Raw genomic sequence first — 23,586 nt, forward strand, 5'->3', positions numbered from 1 at the left:
GGCTGCGGCGGAAGACTGGGCTGCCGGTGCGGATGCCGCTGCCGTCACCGCCGATACCACCGGCAACGGCATCACCGTCTCGAATGTTGCAGCACCCGCGATCACCTCCGCCACGTACGACGCCAGCACCGGCGCATTGGCAGTCACTGGCAGTGGCTTGCTGAAAGCCAGCGGCGCTGCCAACGACATCGTCGCATCCAAATTCACGTTTACCGGCGAAGGCGGCGATACTTATACACTGACCGATTCCGCCAATGTCGAAATCACCTCCGGCACAGCATTCAGCATCACGTTGAGCGCGACCGACAAAGCCGCCATTAACCAGATCGTCAACAAGAACGGCACCAGCTCCACCGGCGGCACCACCTACAACTTGGCTGCGGCGGAAGACTGGGCTGCCGGTGCGGATGCCGCCGCCGTCATCGCCGATACCACCGGCAACGGCATCACCGTTTCGAATGTCGCAGCACCCGCGATCACCTCCGCCACGTACGACGCCAGCACCGGCGCATTGGCGGTCACCGGCACTGGCTTCTTGAAGCTGAATGGCGCGGCGAACGATATCGATGCCTCAAAATTCACCTTCACCGGCGAAGGCGGCGCAACCTATACCTTGACCGATACCGCCGATGTCGAGATCACCTCCGGCACGGCATTCACCGTAACATTGAGCAGCACCGACAAAGCCGCCATTAACCAGATCGTCAACAAGAACGGTACCTCCTCCACCGGCGGCACCACCTACAATCTGGCTGCGGCGGAAGACTGGGCCGCCGGTGCGGATGCCGCCGCCGTCATCGCCGATACCACCGGTAACGGCATCACCGCATCCAGCGTCGCGGCACCGGTAATCACGTCCGCTACCTACGATTACAACAGCAATATGCTAACCGTGACCGGCACTGGCTTCTTGCAAATGAGCGGCGCAACCAACGATATCGATTTATCCAAGCTGACTTTCACCGGCGAAGGCGGCGCAACCTACACGCTGACCACGGCAACCGATGTAGAAATCACATCCGGCACGTCATTCACAGTGACCTTGACCGGCGCGGACTTGATCAACGTCGAGGCGCTGCTGAATAAAGACGGTACATCATCGGCCGGCAGCACCACCTATAATCTGGCTGGCGCCGAGGATTGGGCGGCAGGCGCGGACAGCGCCGTCGCAGTCGCCGACACCACCGGCAACGGCATTACCGTCAGCAATTACACCGCACCCGCGATTACCTCCGCCACGTTTGATGCCAGCACCAATATCCTGACCGTCACCGGCACCAACTTCGTTGCCAACAGCGGCACCAGTAACGATGTGACAGTTTCACTGCTGACGCTGACGGGTGAAGGTGGCAGTTATACGCTGACTTCTTCGGCTGTCGACGTGACGTCGGCCACTGCCTTCAGCGTCACGCTCAATGCGGACGACCAGTTGGCGGTACACGGATTGTTGAACAAGAACGGCACAACGTCTTCCAGCGCCACGACCTACAATATCGCGGCGGCTGAAGATTGGATGGCCGGCAGCGCAGCTTCGGCCGCGGTTGCCGACCTCACCGGCAACGGCATCACCGTCAGCAATGTGCAAACGCCATCGATCACGTCGGCCACTTACGATTCCGATACCGGCATTCTGGTTGTTACCGGCAGCAATCTTTTCAAAAAGACCGGCGCCAGCAACGACATCGATATTTCCACGCTAACATTGACCGGCGGAACCGCAAGCGCCACCTACACCATCACCAGCGCATCGGATGTTGAAATTACTTCCAGCACGTCGTTCAGCGTTACTTTATCGGGAGCGGACAAAACCGCCGTCGGCGCCTTACTGGATCAAACCGGAACGGCGTCTTCCGGCGGTTCGACCTACAATCTGGCGGCTGCCGATCATTGGTTGAGCGCCGCCGATACCGCTACCGATATCAGCGATACCGTCAATGCGGTCACGGTATCAACCAGTCCGGGCATCACCTCGGCCACTTACGATGCCTCGTCCGGATCGCTGGCCGTAACTGGCACCAATCTGCAAGCCAACGGCAGCGGAGCCGACATCGATGCGTCGAAGCTCACCTTCACCGGGGAAGGCGGCTCCACTTACACATTGACCGATAGCGCCGATGTCGAGATCAGCTCGGGCACAGCATTCACGATCACCCTGAGCGCCACCGACAAAGCCGCCATCAATCAAATCGCCAACAAGAACGGCACCGCTTCCACCGGCGCGACCACCTACAACCTAGCAGCAGCGGATGACTGGAACACCAATGCCACTAGCGGCGATACCGCCGACGCCACCGGCAACGGCATCACCGTTTCGAATGTCGCAGCACCCGCGATCACCTCCGCCACGTACGACGCCAGCACCGGCGCATTGGCGGTCACCGGTACTGGCTTCTTGAAGCTGAATGGCGCGGCGAACGATATCGATGCCTCAAAATTCACCTTCACCGGCGAAGGCGGCGCAACCTATACCTTGACCGATACCGCCGATGTCGAGATCACTTCCGGCACGGCATTCACCGTAACATTGAGCAGCATCGACAAGACCGCGGTCAATCTGCTGCTCAACAAGACAGGCACAGCATCCACCGATGCGACAGCCTACAATCTAGGCGCTGCTGAGGATTGGGCAACGGGCGCCGACGCCGCAGTCGCGATTGCCGATACCAGCGGCAACGGCATTACCGTATCGATCCCCACTACTTCAGGTGGAGGTGGTGGTGGTGGTGGTGGTGGCGGTGGCGGTGGCGGTGGCGGTGGCGGTGGTGGAGGTGGCACAACCACCACAACGATCGACGGCGCGGCCACCACGGCAACGACTCAAGCGGACGGCACTGTCGTCACCGTCGTTTCTACCATCGAGTCCTCCCGGCAGGAGGATCCTGATTCGTTATTCCGCAATCACGCGGATATTCCGCTGGCGTCGGATGCGGCGGGCAATTCTATGTTGACGGTCAGCCTGCCAACCGGCGCCGGATTGACTGTCACCGGACGGCCGGCGGCGCTGGGCTTGGCGCAAGCCGAAGCAAGCGCGATTGCCGCGCTGGCGCAAATCGACGGATTGAGCAGTAACGCGGCCAGCGGTTTGGCGGCGCAAGCACGGCAATTCTTAACGCAACTACCCGGCAGCGATCCGGTCAGCGTCTATACCATCACACCAAGCGTTACCGGCGATCAACCGCCAGCATTGCCGATTCTCATCGGCAGTCCGGCAGACGCTGGCACAACCGGCAACCTGCTGGTAATCGACGCGCGGCAGCTGCCTCCCGGCACCGTTATTCAACTGGACAATGTTGCATTCGCATCGATCGTCGGCGCTGTGCGGGTGACTGGCGGCAGCGGACAAAATTTCGCCGCGGGCGACGATCAGGATCAGTTCATCGTCCTCGGCGCGGACGACGACACGCTATCCGGCGGCGGCGGCAACGACACAGTCGGCAGCCTCGGCGGGGACGATCGCACCTCGGGCGACGCCGGGCAGGACATCGTTTTCGGCGGCGCAGGCAACGACCAATTGAACGGCGGCAGCGGCAGCGACCGCTTGAACGGCGGTTTCGGCTTCGACCGCGCCGTTCAGGACGGACAACCGGCCGATTACCGTATCGCCATCGCCGGTACGCAAGTCACACTAACCAACGCGGCGGGTGAAACCGATACTCTGACCGATGTTGAATTGATCGAATTCTCCGGTGGCGAAACGATTGCGGCCGCCTATTCCGAAGCGGAAGCTGTCGCGCATCATCTGGCAAAAACCTGGCTAGGCCGGGATTTGACGGTTGCGGAAGGCAGCGGCATCCAAAATTGGACCGGCGTCGATACCGGAGGTATTCTTGCCGCTTTCCGCAGCTTGCCGGAAACCATCGAACTGGGATTACAAGACAAATCCGGTGATGAATTGCTCGCCGGCCTGGCGGATGATCCGGCGATCATCCGGCTCGATACCGTACGCGATGCCGGCACCGGCAGCGCCAACGATGAAGGCTATTTACCGCTGGGACTGGCGTTGCGCGCTGATGGCGGTGCGGGACACGACACCTTGCGCATGACCGGGGATCGCGGCGATGTGCATTTGGAAATGGCGGGGGATTATTTGCAATTAACCCGCTTAAGCGATGGTGCCATGCTCGATGTCAGAAACGCCGAAGCGATTGCGTTCAACAGCGGCGAAACGACCGTGATCGCGCACGATCCGGTCGAAGCCATCCTCGCGCGCCTGGCGCACAGTTTCTTTGGACGCGATGCCACCGCGGCGGAATGGCAGCTCGGCCGCGAAACACTGCAACAGCCTTACGATGCGGATGCGATTCTGGACTGGTTTCAGCAGCGCGCCGGTTTACGGGAACTGTCCGATACCGGCTATATCGAGACGATTTACAACCATACCCTGGGCCGCGCGGTAACGGATGACGAACTCAGTATGCAATTGGCCCGGCTGGAAAACAACGAAATCGACCGCAACTGGCTCACGGTTGAAATCGCGCAAAGCGAAGAAGCCGCAGCCCATCTAACCGGCAGCGTGATGCTGCTGGAAGGCTGGATATAGCGGGCATTGGAAAACGTTTTCGAGGTCGGCCTCCTGATGGAGGGCAATTGAAACTACGTCGGGAAGAATGCTTCCTGTTGGCTATAGGGAAAAGCGGTGGAGGCGTCAAATGGCCGGAGCAGTAAATCTGTTCTTTTTAACCGAGCGAATGGCTCAGGTGATAAATGGAAAAACGCAATTATGAAGTGCCTTTAATATTTTTAATTATGGTGGCAATTTGCTCAAGACCGTCAAACGTACTAGGCAATTTCTCGGGATCTGACAACACACCACTAAAAATCAGATTTTCAAATTTATTAAGTGCTTCTTTATCTTTTTCCTTTATTGCTGAAGAATAATCAGCATAACTTTGTATAAATTCACAGAGTGTCTGCCTCAATTCAATTTGCAATATTTGGGCTTTTACCGAGCGATAATTCAGTAACACCACTCTAAAAAAATAGATCAAAATAATTTCAAGCGATATAAGTGGAATCAGAAAAATGAGGTGATTCAAATCCATCACTTCTCCAGAAAAGATTTTCAATAAAACAAAAACCAATTCGCTGCATATTGGTAAAAGAATCAGAACCCCGATAACAATCAGTAATCTACTTAAGTTTTTAGATTCACTTATTTTTTTATTAGCAAGGTTTGAAAATCCCTGATGAAGCCCGACAAAATTGAAACCAGTTTGATATTCATCAAGCTTCTCTTTCAATTCAGCAATGCGCGCTTCCTTTATTAAAAATTCTTTATTCCAATCTTCATAAAGCTTGGTTGCTTTCGCTACTGATTGTTCGAATTTCTTGAATGCAACTATGTCAGGATTTGATAACCATTCCCGAATCATATCAGCAGGCATCCCATAAGATGCATATATAAACTGTGAGAGTTGTTCACCTCCAAACGAACTCATCTTCCACTCACGAATTCTGAATTTCAAATTACTAGTTTCTGTAAAAGAATCAATCAGCCTGTAATGATTAAAATCGTATTCAAGTAGAAACCGATAACTTGAATCTAATATTGAGTTAATTTCACGCTGTATATCTTTCTCGTTTCCAAAGTTCCGAAGTCCACTAATAAAACTTGCTCCTATGTACCTAATGTTAAATTGACATTCCTTGTCCCAATCACTTGCATTTCCGTTTATTAATTTAATAATTTCAACAGAAAAATTTAATGCCATTTGTACTTCCGGATCTTCAAACTGTTTGGTTGAAGCTTCTCGAAGAAAAGCTCTTATAACTTCTTCATTCTCAGCAAACATAAAAGTTCCTGTTTAAATTAAAACGCGATCACTAATACTATCGTACAAATGGAAAACCAATTTTCGTCCACAGTCTCACTTTCTGTAGCCGTGCCGGTTTCAGGGTTGGAAACGACATAGCCGTTTTCCGGCGCGAGTGTCAATTCCGAAAGATCTCCATGATTTTATTATCTTTCAGCTTTATTAGGATTATATCTAACCCCTTTCTCTTCCGAAGCCCTTAACCGTAAACCGGCTACCTTGCCCCTTTGTGCTTTCAACCGAAATAGTCCAGTTGTAATGCTCGCAGATGCGCTGAACGATGGACAGACCCAGCCTGACTCTATCCGAGTTGTTGGGATGGTATACCGCGTATCCTTTAAACATTTGCGCTTGCATCCCGGGATCGATACCCACACCGGTATCGGTAACGGTTAATTGATCGGGTCCCAGCGTCACCACGACACTGCCCCGCTCGGTATAACGGAATGCATTGCGCACCAGATTGGCGACTAAGACGCTCAGGATACCGGAAGGCGCGGATACGGCTAACCGGCCATTCTCCTCGACAACAACTTCAACCGGCTTATTGCCCAGCCACACCCGTTGCTGCTCGATCACTTTGCGGACGATAGGCCCCATTTCATGCGTGCCAATATCCGTCGGCTCGTTATGAATCTGCGCCAATATCAAGAAAGTTTCGATCAGCTCGGACATCTCTCCGGCAGCGCGTTGAATGCGCTGAATCCGCTCATTTTCCGCCGCAGACAAATCCTTTTTAGTCGCCAGTACCTCCGCCGCCATACTGATGCTGGTAACGGGTGTTCGTAACTCATGACTGACGTTGCTGGCAAACTCTTTCTCGCGGCTCAGCAGTTGCTGTAATTGCTGATGATAATGCTGCAGTTTGTGCGCCAGAACCCCTATCTCGTCATTGCCAAATTCGGATAAATCAAGAACCTCGCCAGGTTGATTCTTAAACGCCATCACTTGATAGGCCAGCCGCCTGATGGGGCTGGTCACATAATGCGCCATTCTCCAGCCAAAGATAAACGCAATCAGCAAGGTAATGAATGCACACAATCCAACGAGACGGATGAATTCAAGTTCACGCTTATGGATGCTGGTGTCGTCAAATTTGATGGCATAACGCGCATCACCGATATCCTCGACCAGCACGCGATAGTCCCGGCCATTGTATGTTACATCGTGAATGCCGCGAGGTAGCTTACGCAGGTATTCCGGAATGGTGTCCGTTTCGTCCGGCAGTGCGGAATAAATGACGATGGTTGAGCGTGAATGCGAGAATCCGGATTTCTGTGCGTCATTGCCTTGCTGCTGGAACCGTTTAAGCTCGGCATGCAGTATTTCATCGAGTATGTTGATTTCAACTGTTTTCAATGCAGCGACCAGACTCAAACCAAGTAACAGTGTGATCACGGTACCCAGTAATAGAAACGACAGGATAATGCTGCGGCTCAGCCGCTTAGTCTTCTGCATTCCTGTCCGTAATCTTGAACCCGAAACCGCGTACCGTATGCAAAAGCGGCTGATCAAACGGCCGGTCAATGAGCTGCCGAAGATTAAAAAGCTGGGTTCGCAACACATCGCTGTCTGGTAGATGATCCTGCCAAACGACACGTTCCAATTCTTCCCTGGCAATGACGCGGTGCGGATTCTGCATCAGATACATGAGTAACCGGAATAATGACGAGCTGAGTTCTATCCGCTTGCCCGCGCGATAGACTTCGTGAGTGCTCGCATCGAGCGTGAGATCGCCGATCTGTAATCGTGAATCCGGCACACGGCCAATGCGTTCCGATAATACTTTGATCCGCGCTGCGAGCTCTTTCAAGGAAAAAGGCTTGACCAAGTAATCATCCGCGCCTGATTCAAAACCTTGTAATTTATTCTCCAGTAAACCTCTGGCAGTCAACATGAGCACCGGAATTGAGCGGTGTGCGTCATGGCGAATCCGGTAGCAAATATCAATGCCATCGATATCCGGTAACCCGAGATCCAGAATGATCACGCAATAATCTTTCGTAATAGCCAGATTCAATCCAGTCATACCGTCGCTGGCTATGTCGACTGAGTAGTTTAAGTTCTCCAGATAATCACGAATACTGGCAGCGATATCTTGGTTATCTTCTATGACAAGCACTTTCATGACGCATCCTTACCCAATAAAATCCAGAAGAATTAATTAGGCTCCCGGCAAGCAGCTTCGCATCGCCCAGCCAACGAGGAGCGGATTTGATAGTCCACCCCTTGTACGCTGATTCTTAAGAAAATAACAACGAAATGTTACTGCAGATTGCTGCCATCTTTCTTTAGATTATCAAAGTACCGCTTAACGACCGTTTTGCCTGGCAAGTTGTCATGTTTGGTAAACACCATAAAATGAATGATGCCGTGTAATACCATCGCAATCAGCAAACCTTCAAAAATACCCACTTTATAGACCAACCCCGCGGTTAAAAAAGAAAGCACCACCGCATAAGGACCATAATGCGTCACATGCACCAATCCGGCAATCATTTTATACCCGGTAAACATCATGATCGCTGCCAGCGAGAACTTGGGCAAATAGTTAAGATAATGAGTATTGAAGGTAAAGAAGCAAACCACTGACCCAATGATCAAAACGGAAAACTTGGTCATTGCTCCGGCGAGCTTATTCGTAGTGCTTTTAGCCAAACCGTCCAAATTGGTCATGCCATGAAAGAAGCTGGATCCCAGATTGGCAATCCAGATAGCCAGCAAGCTATTATTGCTATTGGTTTTGCGCTGTAATGGATCGATTTTCTCGATCGCCGCATTACTCATGACCTGTTCGATGACGTCAACAATCGCCAGCATGGCACAAAATAGCACCATATAAGCCAGCATCAAGAAAGATACATCCGCTTGCGGCAATGGTAAGCGCAAATGAAGATCGACATCCTGCACAAAAAGCATCGGCACATTGACAAACTGAGCCAAAATAACACCGCCGACAATGAGCACGAAATAGGGAATGGCAGGTTGCGTGTTCTTAAATCTGGAGAATAGCAATAAAAATACTGCAAGCCCCGCACCTGAGATCGCTACCATTTGAATACGCGCACTATTCCAGAATTCCTCGGTAACCAGCGTATCTGAAATTTCATAAGTAAATTCCGAAAACTTCAGCAATATTTTTAATCCCACGCCGGCCAGCAACCCTTCAACCAGATAAACCGGAACGGCAACCAGTAGATACCGTTGCCAATTAAATTTCCAGATAATTGCTTGCATGATCGCCGTCAGAAAAATACAAAACGCCATATTTTCCCAGCCAAAAGTGGCAACGCCCATTGCCAGCACTGGCGCCAAACCCGCAGCGATACCCGGTGAACCGATGTAGTTACCTGGCTTGAACCAGGCATTGATCCAGCCAATGAAGGAAGCAAAAGCGACCGTCGCCAGCCCCACTTTGATTGGGTAATCGGACATGATCGCGATACCGACCGTTAGTGGAATCGCCATTGCACCGGTAATAAAACCTGCTGCAGTATCGCGTAACAGGTATTGCGATTGAAAAGCGGCGGAGCCGGCTTTCTTGGCTGCAGTAGCTGTTTGTTCGCCTGGCAACGACTTCTCTATTGTTTGCGATTTCATAAACTATTCCCCCCAACAAAATTAAATGACAATGGACAACAAGAGATTTAATGTTCGAGACTCCATTGAGTAATTCTCCTCTTACTTATTGCCGGTAATAAACTCTATTGCCTTGATAGGCTATTTATATCTTAATTGATATAAAATTTTCGTAAAATCTCTGTTAAAACTTTGTTAAGAAAATTCCAAAATAGACTGATATTCCTTGTTGCCTTCCGATATTCACACTTTCCTAAGGACAAAGATACTTAGAAAGCAAGTCAGACTACAGCAGCAACAAACGAATCACACCATTGTTGCGATACTTGCTCTGGAGTTGTGAACGATGCCCACAGCGCTGGAACTAGCGCGATAGCTGATACGCATTTGCCATGCAAGCACGCTCACAACAATGGATTGCGGGCGCCTTGAAAAGAGCATGACACCCCGAAATAATGGCCGCGCCTAATCGCTAAAAAACTGCCTCAACACTTTGATCATATAACCATGATCCTGCACACCGGCGCTTTCGCGCACGCTGTGCATGGCCCACATCGGGCAGCCGATGTCGACGCTGCGGATGCCGAGTTTCGCCGAAGCGATCGGGCCGATGGTGCTGCCGCACGGCAGGTCGCTGCGGTGCGAGTAGCGTTGATGGGGAACACCGGCTTCTTCGCACCATTGGATGAAATACGCGATCGAGACACTTTCGGAGCTGTAGCGGCGGTTGGCGTTGGATTTGATCACCGGGCCTTTGTTGACGAAAACCCGGTGATCGGCGTCATACGCGGCGGGAAAATTCGGCTGGTAAGCATGCGCCATGTCCGCGCTGATCAGAAAACTCTGCGCCATTGCGCGCGCCGTGTCTTCGCGTTCCGCTGACGTTGCGATGCCGATGCGCTGCAACACGTCGGCCAGAAAGCTGCCGCCCGCGCCGATGTGACTTTCACTGCCGATTTCCTCGTGGTCGAAAAACGCGCACACCAGCGTACTTTGCGCGGAATCCAGCACGCTGTCGTCCAGCATGGCTTGCAATGCGGCGTGACAGGAAGCCAGGTTGTCGATCTGGCTGTCGGCGTAAAATTCCTCGTTTGCACCCCAGAATGCGCCCTTTTGCGTGTCATAAACTGCCAGATCCCACGACCGTATTTGCGCAGCGTTAATGCCTGCCGCTTGTTCCAGCAGTTGCAGAAAGTAAGGTTTCGGTAGCTGGCCGCCGGTCAACTGCGCGAACAGCAGCGGCAATTCGTTCTGCTTGTGCAATTTCAAGCCGTCCTCGTTGACACCACGATTCATGTGTATCGCCAGATTCGGCAAGCGCAGCAGCGGCCGGTCGAAGCGCACCTGCTTATAAGCGAGATTTCCTTGCTCGTCGATGTAACTGATCCGTCCAGCCAAACTCAGATCGCGGTCGGCAAAGGTCGCGAGAATCGGCCCGCCATAAATTTCAACGCCAAGCCGGGCCAGACCGTCGTTCACGGTCGCCGCATTCGGCCGGATGCGGAATCCCGGCGAATCGGTATGCGCGCCGACGATCTTGAACCCCGATTCGGCGGGTGCTTTATGTCCCACCACAAACAGCACAATCGACGAATCGTCGCGCACCACGTAATAGCGCCCGCCCGCTTGCAATGACCATTTGGCGGTTTCATCGAGGCGCACGAACTGAAACTTTTGAATCGCCGCCTCGACCGTAGCCACCGCATGCCAGGGACTTGGGCTTTGGTCGATGAAATCCAGCAAATGCTGCACGTGTTGTTTAGCTGTCATGATTGGTATTTTTTCTCAATGATTTATTCAGGGAAACGGGAAACTGTTTCTGTTGCGGGAAAAATATACGGAAAGGTGCAGACTCCGTCAATGATGCAGCTGCACAATCCAATAGATCAGATTTTCACACCGCGCAAAGCAGAAAATAAAAGGTGATTCCACCTTTCAGGCACATACATGACCGTACGGCATTGATGATAAAATTCCGGCAATCCATTTAATCACACTGTTCAGCAAAGGAACCGCTGCGTGCGCCGCTTTCAAAATAAACTATTCTTACCGCATTTCCAATTTCTCTGCTGTTTGTTTCTTCTGTTCAATCCATCGATTACCCTCGCGCTGATCGCGGATGCGAAAGCAATCGAACGGCAACTCGCAAAACCCGCGTCGCTTTCGCTGAGCAAAAACGAGCTTGCCGACTTGCAGCGATTCTATACCGCACGGAATTCTCAGCCGGTATGGGTCACGGCAAACCCGGCATCGTCTTTGCTCGAAACGGCGTTAACGTTCATCGCCAATGCGGAAACCGAAGGGCTGGATAGCGAAGATTATCAACTGCAACATTTGCAGCAATTGCAGCATCACGCCGGACAATCTTCATCCACGGCAGTCGAGCTGGAAGTGCTGACGACGCATGCCGTGCTGATGCTGGCGCGGGATTTGGCGCGCGGTCATTTGACGGCCGCTGCGGCTGACAAGGATTGGCACATTCCACAGCGCACTTTCGATGCCGTCGCGTTCTTGCAGGAAGCACTCAAGAAAGACCGCTTGCAACCCGCGATCGATGAGTTATCCCCGAAGAATCCCAGTTATCAGTCGCTCAAACAGACATTGGCGCACTACCGCCAGCTTGCCGGTAATCACACCGAATGGATTCATATTCCCACTTCACCCTCGATACGGCCGGGCGACACACATCCGCACATTCCCTTGATCCGCCAGCGCATGGTGCAAGCGTATGCGGCCGATGGCGTTGCCGAATATCACATCGCCGCCAGCGGGAACCAGCACTACGATCACGAGCTGGTGACAGCGGTCAAGGCCTTTCAAGCGCAGCATGGTTTGAACAGCGACGGCGTGATCGGCAAAAACACGCTCCGCGCCTTGAACCGGCCGCTGACCTGGAAAATCCGCCAGCTACGCATCAACATGGAGCGCTTGCGCTGGCTGCCGAGAAATCTGGGCGCACGCTATTTGCTGGTCAATACCGCCGGTTTCAAGCTTTCCGCGTTTGAAAACGACGAGCAAGTGCTAGATATGCGCATCATCGTCGGGCGCGATTACCGCAGCACGCCCAGTTTCAATGGCGCGTTATCGCACATGGTAATCAATCCCTATTGGAATGTTCCGGTCAGCATTGCGGTCAAGGATCTGCTACCGAAGCAGCAAAGCGACCCGAGCTATTTCAGCAGCGCCGGTTTCAAAATTTATCCCGGCAATAACCGCAACGGCGAACCCATCGACCCGGACACCATCGACTGGCATAGCTTCAAGCGAGGATTCCCTTATGTCCTGCGCCAGGACCCCGGCAAGCACAATGCGCTGGGTCGGCTTAAGTTCATGTTCGCCAATTCTTTCGATATCTATCTACACGATACGCCGTCCAAATCGCTGTTCCAAAGAGATATCCGCACGTTCAGCTCCGGCTGCATCCGGCTGGAAAAGCCGTTGGAATTGGCGGCTTTCGCTTTGAACAAAGAAAGTTTATGGGAAAAATTCACGGAAAATATGGAAGGCGACAAAACCATCACCACACATTTACCTAAACCACTGCCGATTTACTTAGTGTATATTACGGCCTTGGCTAATGGGCCGGACAAATTAGTACATTTTTACCCCGATATTTATGACCGGGATTCAAGCACTTTGCGTTATGCTCGCTGGTAGCAATTGATTATTCGCACACATTCGCAAGATTTTCAGGGAGAAAACAGCCGATGATACGAAGTTTATTCAATCAAGCAAACTCATCAAAATCAGAATCAGAACAAACACCCGAATTAAGCCGCCGCCGTTTTTTACGTGCAGGATTAGGCGCATGCGCCGCACTGGCGCTACCCATGGCAGCATCGACCGCACATGCAGCGATCAGAAGACCGTTTGAAAAGAAGCTCAGTTTCCTTAATTTACATACCGGCGAACGCACACAAGCCTTGTTTTGGGCCAATGGCCGCTATATTCCGGAAGGCATGCGCGCGATCAATTATGTATTGCGCGATCACCGCACCGGCGACCGGCGTTCTATCGATCCCGATCTGTTCGACTTACTCTATTTACTGCAACACCGCTTAGGCACCCGGCAAGAATTCCACGTCATTTCCGCCTACCGTTCACCTGCCACTAACGCCAAACTGGCCGAACAAAGCGGCGGCGTTGCCAAAAACAGCATGCATACGCACGGTAAAGCCATCGACATCCGCCTGCCGGGCCGCAAACTCTCCGATATCCGCTCTGCTGCCATGTCGCTGCAAGCCGGTGGCGTCGGTTATTATCCTTCTTCCAACTTTATTCACTTGGATACGGGAAATTTCCGTTACTGGTAACGGATTGAATAATCTTTTTAGCGGCTGGAGCCGGTGTGCCGATTGGCCCACTTATTCAGGGCCACCACTAACAAATTCATATTAACGGGTTTGGCAAGAAAATCATCCATACCTGCGGCAAAGCACCGCTGACGGTTATCCTCGAAGGCATTTGCAGTCAAGGCAATGATAGGCAGGTGTGCTTTTCCGGTTTCCCGTTCCCATTGACGAATTTTCTCCGTCGCTTGATACCCGTTCATCACCGGCATTTCGCAATCCATCAGCACAAGCGCCGGTTGCATTCCCTGCATGACCGCATTCACCGCTTCCTGGCCATTCTCAACAACTTTGCAGCGGAATCCTTGTTTCTCCAATAAAGCAACGATGACTGTGCGGCTGATCGCATTATCCTCAGCCACTAAAATCACCCCGGCTTGCGGAGAAGCTGTTCTTACCGGTACTTCGCCGGTAATGCGGGTATCGCTCGCGGCAGGATTGCTTGCATCACCAACGCTGGCCGGGGTAGCACGGACCCGGAACCATATTCTCGCGCCCTTACCTTCCTGACTTTCGACGCCAACACTGCCTCCCAGCAATTGTGCCAAGTGGTGCACGATGGACAAACCAAGACCGGTACCGCCGTATTGACGGGTGGTCGAGGCATCCACTTGGGAAAACGGTTTAAACAATTTATCGTGCTTGTCCGCGGGAATGCCAATGCCGCTATCGGTCACCGTAAACTCCAACAAGGTTTCCGCGGATGCATTTCTAAGTTCGCGTGCTTCGATACGCACGAAACCTTGCGGCGTAAACTTGATGGCATTGTTGACCAGATTGGCCAGCATCTGGCTTATTCTGAACGAGTCCGAGCAGTAACGCATGTGCGGTTCTCCGTGCCATGACACATCCAGTGCCAGTCCTTTCGTATTGGCGCTCTCGGCAAATAGCGCCGCCGTCTCCAGCAGCAGTTGCCCGGGATCAAAAACATGATTTTCCAATTTGATCTGTCCGGCCTCGATTTTGGACAAGTCAAGGATATCGTTGAGTATGACCAGCAAATTGTTTCCGGAAGTGATGATCACCCGGGCATAATCCAATCGCTCGTTGTCTTTGATATCCGGCTTTTGGAGCAGGTAGGCCATGCCCAGAACGCCATTCAGCGGCGTCCGGATTTCATGGGACATCGTGGCCAAAAACTGGCTCTTGGCTAAATTTGCCGATTCTGCCGCGACCATCGCCTGCCGTAGCGCTTCGCTGTTCGCACGCAATTGCGCCGTCTGCTCATCGACGGTTTCCTGAATCAGCAGGGTCCGGCCCGTGGTGACTAGCATCAGCATTTGCAGCATGCTGGCCACGAGCAACCCGGCGAAGCACAGCGCCCAAGCCTGCCATGGCCGGTGCGCACTCAGCCATTGCGCATCGGGGAAGATAACTAATTCCCAGCTGCGATCGGCCATCATCAATGTTGTCCTCCAATCAAAATGAGGATCTGCTGCAACCCCGGGCGCTGAACCGAATAACAGTTGACTGTCGCGTTGCCCGGCAGAATCGCGCAATTGAAACACAATACCTGGCGTTGCGATGCTGCCAGTAGCGGATTTGACCATATCGAGAATTTTCAAGGCCCCCACCACAAAACCGATAAATTCCGCTGAATGTTGCGGACCGCTTTGATCAAAATTCTGGCGGTAAGCGGGATGCAGTACCAATATGCCGGCTTTATTATGTTGATCCTGCACCAGATTGATCAAACCGGTGGCCGCTGGCTGGCCGGAATGCCGGGCGCGATCAATAGCTTCTGCCCGGATGGGATTGGAATAAATGTCGTAACCGATCGCTCTTTGATTGCTTCCAAGCGGCGTGATATAAGTCACGACGATATACTCCGGACGCTTACTAGCCACGGTTATTTCACCCTGCGCGTCCATTTCGGTTATATGGAATGGTTTCCCGGGAATACTTCCGGGTTGAGTCTGCTCGAAGTGTTGCCGGTCCCGGTCACGCACGAAATAATTGTAGCTTAGTCCTGCAATACCATGAGATTCCTGTAATATTTCTTGCGTAAAGTAATCGAATTGCTGGTAGCTCATCGCCGGATTCAGCTCGGCCAAACGCCGCAATGCCGATAGCGTTTCGTTGTAGGCGTTGAAACGCTCCTGTAATAGGAAAGCAATGTTTTGCCCGATACTTTGAATTTCGGCGTGCTGTTGTCTGCTTTCGAGTTTCGATGTGCTAACGAATCCGGTCACGATCAGCACCACCAGAATCAGCATAATGGGAGCAATAACGATCTTCCGTGTTTTCCAGCAGGATTGCTTGCCGAAGAAAGCCAGCAACAGCGGTGCGAAAACGAGCACCCCGAAGGTATCGCCAGCCCACCAGTTCCACCACGACCAAGTGATATCGTCGGCATGGATAGCACCGAAAAAAAACAACGTCAGGTGCGCGATACTGACCGAAATCACGCAAGACAACGGGCCGCCCAGCAGAAAAAAGGCGAAGATCTCTTGTTCCCGCATCAAAGTTTGCCAGCGATCCTTGATATACCGGTGCACGAGCCAAACTCCAATGGCCGCTTGCAGCATTGCGCCCACGCCTAAAAACGCGGCGATCAGGACGCTATCCTGCGTGAGCGTGTTATGACTCCATGCGACCCAGATATTGAGTCCCATCGAACCGATCCAGATGCCCGGTAACACGCGATAACCCAACATCAGTGTCAGCGCCAGCGCCAAGCCAGCGGCCGGAAACACCGGACTCGCGTAACCCGGCGGAATCGCGAGCAACAACCCAAGGAAGCCTAACAGGGCATAACCGGTAGCCGCATAAGCATTGTGCCGTATGATCTTCAAAGACACTCCAGTTGATGTTCGGGTCTGATCCAGCATGCAAATAAAATTGGTTATAGAAGAGGATTGATCCGGCCGAGCACGGATTAAGCTGCACTAACGTTGTGATTATATGCGGAATCGTACCCCGGAATGCGTTTTTCTGATTCCGGAGGCAATGACAAGCTTCAGAGGGTATTCTTTGCAACAACCGGTAGCCGGTTGACGGATCTATTGTTCAGGCTACCGGGAGAATCCTGGCCGATCGTGATTTCGTGAGTACGAGACCGGCTTGAAGTGATCGCTCATGACACAGTCCATTCCTGGCGGCATGAGCGATACATCCACAATCACATTTGCGATTGCAAATAATTCTGTAGCCCTACCCGGTTGATCAATCCCAATTGCTGCTCCAGCCAATGCGCGTGATCTTCCTCGGTTTCGGCCAATAGATTCTCGAGAATTTCCCGCGTTTGATAATCGCGTTCCTGTTCGCAAATCGCGATGGCATCGCGTAATGCGCTGATCACCGAACGCTCCAACGTCAGATCGTTCTGCAGCATCTCGGGCACATCCCGGCCAATCCGTAACGGGCTGCGGTTACCGATCACTGGTACGCCTTCGAGCAGCAAAATCCGTTTGATCAAATGATCGGCATGCTGCTTTTCATCGTTCATTTCGTGATCGATACGTTCATACAGCTTGTTGAATCCCCAATCTTCATACATGCGCGAATGGGCGAAATATTGATCTATGGCCGTAAGTTCCTCGGCCAGCAGTTTATTCAGCAAATCGATAATTTTGGGATTGCCTTTCATGATGGTGCTCCTCTACGCTATTGGGTGACAGGCAGCTCTTGACAGATTTCGCAGCGCACAAGAGCCGTGATGTATTTTGCAAACACCCGGCATTATACGAGCCACAAACCACAAAAACAACAACAAATTATTGATTAAAAACGATAATAATTCTTGATACCGTTATCATTATATATATGTGACCGGCAAGGGAAGCAAAAGGAACTTGGTCAGTGATTATGCACCGCGATTCAAAGAAACTGACCGGATTCAAAAACGAGCACACCGAAAATCCCAGATGATCGACGCCTACCCGGGAAACATGGCCCACATCAAACGCAAAACTTAGCGGCAATATTCGGCCGTTTCCACGACCCGCTCGATTTGATAAGGTGAGTTTGGACTGAGAATATACTCACTCGCACCGACTCGGCTTGCCGGATTACCCCAATCGTAGGTGTAACCCAAGCCAGTCCATGGCACGCCGGGACGGTAGCGGAAATCATTGAAATAGAGATTCTTGTAGAAAGCCGGATAATCGGCGATGTTCTTCACCGCGGGAACTTTGTCTTCGGCAAATTTGAGCTGACAACTGCCATCGTCAATTTCCGGATCGACACAAGGTCGGAACACATCTGCGGGATCAACCCACAACTCGACAAACACCTCGTAATGCCAATCGGCATTAAGTCCCAGATATTGTTTCAAGCGTTGATTGAGATCTCCATGCGGATTATTTTTGACAAAATCCTGGCAAAACGCCTGCAACTGTGGCGCAGCCGTCACCCAAGTCACATACTTCTCCTGCGGTGAAGTTTGGCTTTGGTTTTTGAAGTTCGCGTCGAACGACGACTTGCTTTTCCACGTCACCACCAACACTTTGCTATCCTGCCATCGCAATGCTTGATTCGCTGAATTGATGGCGAATAACTGGTCGCTGATCTCGGTCTGTTCTGCAATTGCGGCGTCGTCGACTGCGCTGGTGTAAGCAGTGGTGGTGTCCTGTTGGAATGTTGCGCAACCGGATAGGAAAGCAATGGTGATGAGCAATCGATGAAGTTTTAACATATAAGATACCTCAACAAACGTTTAACATCCTTTACTTGATGGCACTTGCTGCTTCGCCACAAGTGCCGCAAAAAAGCCGTTCAGCTTGGCCGCGAACTGCTAGCCGATGGGGGACTCGCACAGCACCCGGAAACCGACATCGTTGTCGCGACGGCTCGAGCGGCGGGGGTAGTTGCGTACCGACACGTGCACGAAGTCCGAAACAATGAGCCAGGAACCACCGCGCACCACGCGGGCAACATTTCCTGATAACTGGCACTTTTCCGGCGCCGAATATTCGTTTAGACACCATTCCCAGACATTGCCCGTCAGATCCATGACACCTTCCGGCGCTGCGCCATGCGGATAGATACCCGGTGCGGAAGTTCTGCCGATTGAAAAATAGCAATTGACTAAATCTCGCTGGAATTCATTTCCCCACGGATATTGCGACCCTTCGGCGCCTCGTGCGGCACGTTCCCATTGCTGCTCGGTCGGCAATGTCACCGCAAATCCGAGCTGCACACTCAACCAGCGGCAAAAAGCGATTGCCTCAAACCAACTGACGGTTTCCCGCGGCACATTGGGTTCATGCCATTCCGGCGTTAGCGGCGCATCGAAACGACGTGTCAAACCTTGCCACCAAGCATCGTTTGCATAGCCGCCGGCGTCGATGAACGCTTGAAACTGCGCGTTGGTTACCGGATAGCGGGCGATATAAAACGCCGGCAGCGGCGAATGCGGGTCATCCTGATAAATAAACGGAGCGGATGGCATTTTTACCCAATCGATATCGGGCACACCATCTGCACTCACGCCGATGCCTTTGCGCGCATCCAAGCCAAGCAACCCCAGTGCGCGGCCGATAGCGGCACGTGCGAATGCATCTGGTTCCAGTGCCATGTCCGTCATGCGCGATAACCAATGGTTGGAGATGCCAGTCAGCACAGTGTGCGGCAAATCGATTTTGCCCAAATACCGCCAAACCGTGCAGGCAACTTCCGGATTGGCTTGCGCCAGCCATGCGATTAGGCGGATTTGGGTATCGCGTTCGTCGCCGCACGATTCGGCGGCAATTTCCGCTACCACTTCCCATCCGCTACGCCTCCACCATGCGACTTGCGGCCAGAATGTGTGTGCCGATTGATTACCGGTGTGGCTGGCATCAAGTAGAAAACGGCTGGCGAGGTATTCTTGCAACAGTTGGTGGCTAAAGCGGACCGCATCGTTTTCCACTTGCAGCACGCTGGCGTCGATGGAAAAATCGAGCAATGCCGGGGCCAAACTGGCTGGGCACTGATGGCGCGACAACGAGGTCTGCGCGCCATCGTCCGAGCATCCGGCGCGTTGCATCGCTTCGGCGAGCGCAATCAGCTCGGCTTCCCAAGTTTCCTTAATAGGAATATTCGCATCGTGACGTTTTTCGCGTGCTTGTTTTTCTCGCCGGTACAAGTTGTTCAAAAATCCCTGGAACAATTGCGCACGGTTGCGCGGCACTTGCGGAAGCGCGGTAATGATGAACAGCAAATATGGATTCGCCGCCAGCCGGAGCAAATTGCGCGGATTGAAACGGGTTTCACGCCATAGATTATCCTGCTGCAATGAAAGTATATGCGCTAATTTTTGGATTTTCTCCAGGCACCTTTTCGGCGCTCCAGAAAAAATCCAAGTCCGCTCCGGCTTGCCGCCATACTTCCCAAATCTCGCGGATCTCTTGCCCGCCCGCCAATTGCCAGAAGCGCTCTTCCGCCTGAGCTTCCGCGTCAATACCGTCAGGTGCGTTGCAGAAAAGCCATGATTTGCGACGGTTTCAGCGGTTGCAGCAGCAGCGTGTCGAACGGCAAGCGGCAATCGCCGGTGAAATCCTTTTCACGGCAACTGACGATGACGCTGGCAAAGCGTTCGTCACGCGCCAGGGTTTCAATTTGTCCGATTTTGGCGGCACGCTGGCCGGGCGGAATTTCGTTAAGACCGTCGAGCATCAACACCACCCGGCGCTGATCGCGCAACGCGATGAAATGAGTGCCGAGTAATTTCAGTTCCTTGGTGATAAATTCGGGCAATGATTCATCCTGTTGCGTCCAGAAACCCAGCGGCAGCAACATTGGAATCGGCGTACCGGCATCTTGCAACGCCTGTTGTGCGTATTCCACAGCGATGCGCTGCAACGAAAACGACTTACCAGCACCTGGTTCGCCCAATACCGCCAAGCGGCGTACCGGCTTGTTTTTCAGTGCACGGTAAGCTTCCAATGCATCGCCGTATTGCGTTTCCTGCGCTCCTTCGTGTGCAGCCGGTTCCAGATTGAAATCCCGCAAGATGACATCGGTATCCATGACGGTTGCCATCGCCCGCTCCAGCGACATTGAACGCCGCTCAGTGGCTTGCAGCGCAACATAACGCTGCGCGTGCTTGGCGTAATGGCTGTGAATTAATTCATTAAGATAATCCGTGATTTCCGGCGATTGCGCCTCAAAGCGCGATGGCTGTGCGGTTGCGCGGGGTTTTGATTTGGGTGTACCGATGGCGCCCGGCTGGACGCCGCTTTGATTCAACAATGCATCGTAAAGCGCTTGGTAATTAGCTTCGCTATTCAACACATAATAAGTTTGCGGCCGCAGCGGCTCCGGAATATGCAGCTCATCGGTTGGATCGAACAGCACTGGAATGAATTTTCTGGAAACATGGCGCGTGTCGTAGAGTTCTTGCGTAATCACCGCACCTTCCCAATCCACGCCTTTGCCTTTGCCCGATTGTTCATGACCGCGAAAGCGGCGGTAGTAGCTTTCGGTGCTCACGCATAGCACATGCGTTGCCGCATCCAATCCATTTAACATCCAGCGCGGCCAGCCCTCCGATGGTGAACCCCGCTCGACATAGCGGTCAAGAATCGTTTCAATGCCATCGGCACGCAAGCGCTCGGATAAACCGAGCACCCGCTCGCGATGCGCGTCGGAATCGTGGCTGTAGCTAATGAATACTTGGACATGGTGGGCGAATGTACTGAAAGCCCAATGGGTTGTCAAAGGTGTGGTCAGTAAGCGATAAATATTACCTATTGCATAACAAGGAATTTTTGAATACCGTGTATGCCTAATATGATCAAAAGCTTTAAACATAAAGGACTGGAAAAATTCTTTACTACCGGCAGCACAGCGGGCATTCAAAGCGCTCACGCCGAAAAAATCCGTGACCGGCTGGCGTTTCTGCATGCTGCTGTAACTATCGACGATATGAATATCCCTGGTTACCGGCTTCATCAACTGAAAGGCGAATTGGAAGGCCATTGGGCCATTGATGTAAATAAAAACTGGCGCATCGTTTTCCGCTTTGAGGATGGCGATGCTTACGTCGTGAATTACGAGGATTATCACTAATGACAATTCAGCAATTTAACCCGCCGCACCCCGGCGAATTGATTAAAAGAACGTACATCGATCCGTTCGGCGATATTTCCGCCAATCAAATCGCCAAGCGATTGGGTGTGGCAGTGAGTACTTTTAACCGGTTAATCAACGGCGTTTCAGATATTTCACCGGAAATGGCGATCCGGCTTTCCAAGGTACTGGGCAGATCGCCCGAGAGCTGGTTATTGCTGCAAAATCACTACGATTTGTGGAAAGCACGCCAAACAATCAATACCGATGATTTGCAGCCAATCAAATTTGAAATCGCTTAAATCGATGCTTCCTTTGGTATCAATAATTTACCTTAACTGCTGCACCGCCTGTAACAGTTAAACACAACACAATCCTGATATAAAAACGACCGTTATGAGAAATGGAGTCCAGTAAGGTTTTACTTTACGAGTGGAGTCCTACCTCGTCCTAATAACCTCTGACTCCACCCGATTCAACAACTAAAACCTATCCGCGAATTCTTGCATCACGGAATCCCAGCAAGCCCAAACCGGCAAGCAACATCGCCCATACACCGGGTTCCGGGACTGGATTGATGTAGAAATCGTCGATGAAATAGCGGTCACGGCCGCCGGTGGATGGGAAAATGTAATTAAGTCCAACGAAGCCATCAATCGGGTCCGTCGATACGATACCGACAAATCCCGAAGTTGTACTGCCAACCGGGACGATCGTCGAGCCGTTCAATTCGATGGAACCCATACCGCCGCTGATGTAGTTAAAAGCAAAAGCGTGCACCGGATTGGTGAAGTGGCCGCCGACCGCCGCGACAAAATTCGGTGCGGCAACGCCGCCGGTATCGGTGATGGCGTTGCTGTTATGAAACACACTGGAACTGCAACTTGCCAGTCCGAGGTCGCAGGTGCCGAACGTGACCGCCGAGCTAAAGCTGCCGCCGTTGACGGTCAGCGCCGGAGATCCGGCAAAGTCGATGTAGTTGGTTGTTGCTCCGACCGCCGCCAAATAATCGGCTTGCGAGGTATACAGCGTCACCGCCGCATGCGCCGAGGTACCGCCGACTAAACACAACATCAAGGATGCACTGACGAGTGATTTTTTCATTGAAACACTCCTTATGGAAAGTTTTTAAAAATAAACACTTTGTTGCAAGAAGTTAATGTAGCGAAAGAAGAATGCAGAGTCAAACCTGGTAGCGGAAAACGCAATTAATAAATCGCGCCGTACTGATCCCGGTAGCGTTGCACCGCCTGCAAGTGCTGCGCCAGTTCCGGATGGTGATGCAAATAAGCGACCAAATCGTCCAGATCAATGATCGGCGTGACTGTCAGACCGTGCGTCTGCTGCACTTCCTGCACCGCCGAAAGCTGGCCGGTACCGCGTTCCATGCGGTCGAGCGCGATGACGACGCCGCCGGGTGTTGCGCTTGCAGTTTTGATCAGCTCGACCGATTCGCGCACCGAGGTACCGGCGGAAATAACGTCGTCGACGATCAGCACCCGGCCTTGCATCGGCGCGCCGACCAGCACCCCGCCTTCGCCATGATCCTTGGCTTCCTTACGGTTGAAACAGAATGGATAGTTTTTGTCCATTTCAGCTAGCGCGATAGCGATGGTGCTGACCAGTGGAATACCTTTATAAGCGGGACCGAACAGGGTATCGAACGGAAGCTCGGCATCGACGATCGCTTTGGCGTAAAATTGCCCGAGTTTGCGTAAGGCATCGCCATCGTTGAAGAGTCCTGCGTTAAAAAAATACGGCGACATGCGCCCCGCTTTGGTTTTAAATTCACCAAAACACAGCACGTTGCGCTCGATGGCGAATTGAATGAAGGCTTGCCGGAAATCGGACAT

General features: G+C 52.3%; 17 protein-coding genes. 5 read left to right on the forward strand and 12 right to left on the reverse strand.

Annotated features, from left to right (window positions below; translation table 11 throughout):
- Window positions 1–4,540 (forward strand): beta strand repeat-containing protein (locus tag DU481_RS00005; protein WP_350131113.1); only part of this gene is annotated, 4,540 nt, incomplete at its 5' end.
- Between the two features lie 178 nt (window positions 4,541–4,718).
- Here the strand turns inward: DU481_RS00005 and DU481_RS00010 are convergent.
- The 5 genes from DU481_RS00010 to DU481_RS00030 all read right to left on the reverse strand — a co-directional run bounded on the left by DU481_RS00010 (window position 4,719) and on the right by DU481_RS00030 (window position 11,162).
- A complete protein-coding gene (locus DU481_RS00010) occupies window positions 4,719–5,792 on the reverse strand; it encodes a hypothetical protein (protein ID WP_350131115.1) in 1,074 nt (357 codons plus the stop codon).
- 195 nt (window positions 5,793–5,987) lie between these two features.
- Window positions 5,988–7,271 (reverse strand): sensor histidine kinase, encoded by a 1,284-nt coding sequence (locus tag DU481_RS00015; RefSeq protein ID WP_350131117.1) that lies wholly within the window; start codon window positions 7,269–7,271, stop codon window positions 5,988–5,990.
- Window positions 7,258–7,941 carry a response regulator transcription factor gene (locus tag DU481_RS00020; protein ID WP_350131119.1) on the reverse strand — a complete coding sequence of 228 codons (684 nt, stop codon included), beginning with the start codon at window positions 7,939–7,941 and terminating at the stop codon, window positions 7,258–7,260. Before DU481_RS00020 ends, DU481_RS00015 begins: the two co-directional genes overlap by 14 nt.
- A gap of 137 nt (window positions 7,942–8,078) precedes the next feature.
- The gene (locus tag DU481_RS00025; protein ID WP_350131121.1) at window positions 8,079–9,413 is read right to left on the reverse strand and encodes a SulP family inorganic anion transporter; all 1,335 of its coding nucleotides are present in this window, start codon (window positions 9,411–9,413) and stop codon (window positions 8,079–8,081) included.
- Window positions 9,414–9,857: 444 nt separating this feature from the next.
- Window positions 9,858–11,162, reverse strand: a complete 1,305-nt coding sequence (locus DU481_RS00030; RefSeq protein WP_350131123.1) for a M18 family aminopeptidase — start codon at window positions 11,160–11,162, stop codon at window positions 9,858–9,860.
- Between the two features lie 249 nt (window positions 11,163–11,411).
- Between DU481_RS00030 and DU481_RS00035 the strand changes: the two genes are divergently transcribed.
- Together DU481_RS00035 and mepK are read left to right on the forward strand one after the other, a co-directional pair.
- Window positions 11,412–13,049, forward strand: a complete 1,638-nt coding sequence (locus DU481_RS00035; RefSeq protein ID WP_350131124.1) for a L,D-transpeptidase family protein — start codon at window positions 11,412–11,414, stop codon at window positions 13,047–13,049.
- Window positions 13,050–13,099: 50 nt separating this feature from the next.
- Window positions 13,100–13,705, forward strand: coding sequence for a peptidoglycan L,D-endopeptidase MepK (gene mepK, locus DU481_RS00040; RefSeq protein ID WP_350131126.1), 606 nt, complete (start codon window positions 13,100–13,102; stop codon window positions 13,703–13,705).
- Between the two features lie 17 nt (window positions 13,706–13,722).
- Here the strand turns inward: mepK and DU481_RS00045 are convergent, their stop codons facing one another.
- From DU481_RS00045 to DU481_RS00065, 5 genes are all read right to left on the reverse strand, one after another.
- Window positions 13,723–16,536: a CHASE domain-containing protein gene (locus DU481_RS00045; protein WP_350131128.1), complete on the reverse strand. Its 2,814-nt coding sequence runs from the start codon at window positions 16,534–16,536 to the stop codon at window positions 13,723–13,725.
- A gap of 326 nt (window positions 16,537–16,862) precedes the next feature.
- Complete coding sequence (gene bfr / locus DU481_RS00050) at window positions 16,863–17,330, reverse strand: bacterioferritin (RefSeq protein WP_090317259.1); 468 nt, start codon at window positions 17,328–17,330, stop codon at window positions 16,863–16,865.
- A 324-nt stretch (window positions 17,331–17,654) separates the two neighbouring features.
- Window positions 17,655–18,377, reverse strand: a complete 723-nt coding sequence (locus DU481_RS00055; protein WP_350131130.1) for a hypothetical protein — start codon at window positions 18,375–18,377, stop codon at window positions 17,655–17,657.
- Window positions 18,378–18,476: 99 nt separating this feature from the next.
- The gene (locus DU481_RS00060; RefSeq protein ID WP_350131132.1) at window positions 18,477–20,207 is read right to left on the reverse strand and encodes an SUMF1/EgtB/PvdO family nonheme iron enzyme; all 1,731 of its coding nucleotides are present in this window, start codon (window positions 20,205–20,207) and stop codon (window positions 18,477–18,479) included.
- Window positions 20,129–21,382 (reverse strand): SEFIR domain-containing protein, encoded by a 1,254-nt coding sequence (locus DU481_RS00065; protein WP_350131133.1) that lies wholly within the window; start codon window positions 21,380–21,382, stop codon window positions 20,129–20,131. Before DU481_RS00065 ends, DU481_RS00060 begins: the two co-directional genes overlap by 79 nt.
- A 63-nt stretch (window positions 21,383–21,445) precedes the next feature.
- Here DU481_RS00065 and DU481_RS00070 point away from each other — a divergent pair, with 63 nt between their 5' ends.
- A complete protein-coding gene (locus DU481_RS00070) occupies window positions 21,446–21,733 on the forward strand; it encodes a type II toxin-antitoxin system RelE/ParE family toxin (protein ID WP_350131135.1) in 288 nt (95 codons plus the stop codon).
- Window positions 21,733–22,035: a HigA family addiction module antitoxin gene (locus tag DU481_RS00075; RefSeq protein ID WP_292984799.1), complete on the forward strand. Its 303-nt coding sequence runs from the start codon at window positions 21,733–21,735 to the stop codon at window positions 22,033–22,035. The genes DU481_RS00070 and DU481_RS00075 overlap by 1 nt, the downstream gene beginning before the upstream one ends.
- Before the next feature lie 187 nt (window positions 22,036–22,222).
- Here DU481_RS00075 and DU481_RS00080 read toward each other — a convergent pair whose 3' ends face one another.
- Together DU481_RS00080 and pyrE are read right to left on the reverse strand one after the other, a co-directional pair.
- Window positions 22,223–22,837 carry a PEP-CTERM sorting domain-containing protein gene (locus DU481_RS00080; RefSeq protein WP_350131138.1) on the reverse strand — a complete coding sequence of 205 codons (615 nt, stop codon included), beginning with the start codon at window positions 22,835–22,837 and terminating at the stop codon, window positions 22,223–22,225.
- Window positions 22,838–22,941: 104 nt separating this feature from the next.
- Complete coding sequence (gene pyrE, locus DU481_RS00085; RefSeq protein ID WP_350131140.1) at window positions 22,942–23,586, reverse strand: orotate phosphoribosyltransferase; 645 nt, start codon at window positions 23,584–23,586, stop codon at window positions 22,942–22,944.

This window comes from Nitrosomonas sp., from assembly GCF_040240425.1.
Taxonomy (GTDB): Bacteria; Pseudomonadota; Gammaproteobacteria; order Burkholderiales; family Nitrosomonadaceae; genus Nitrosomonas.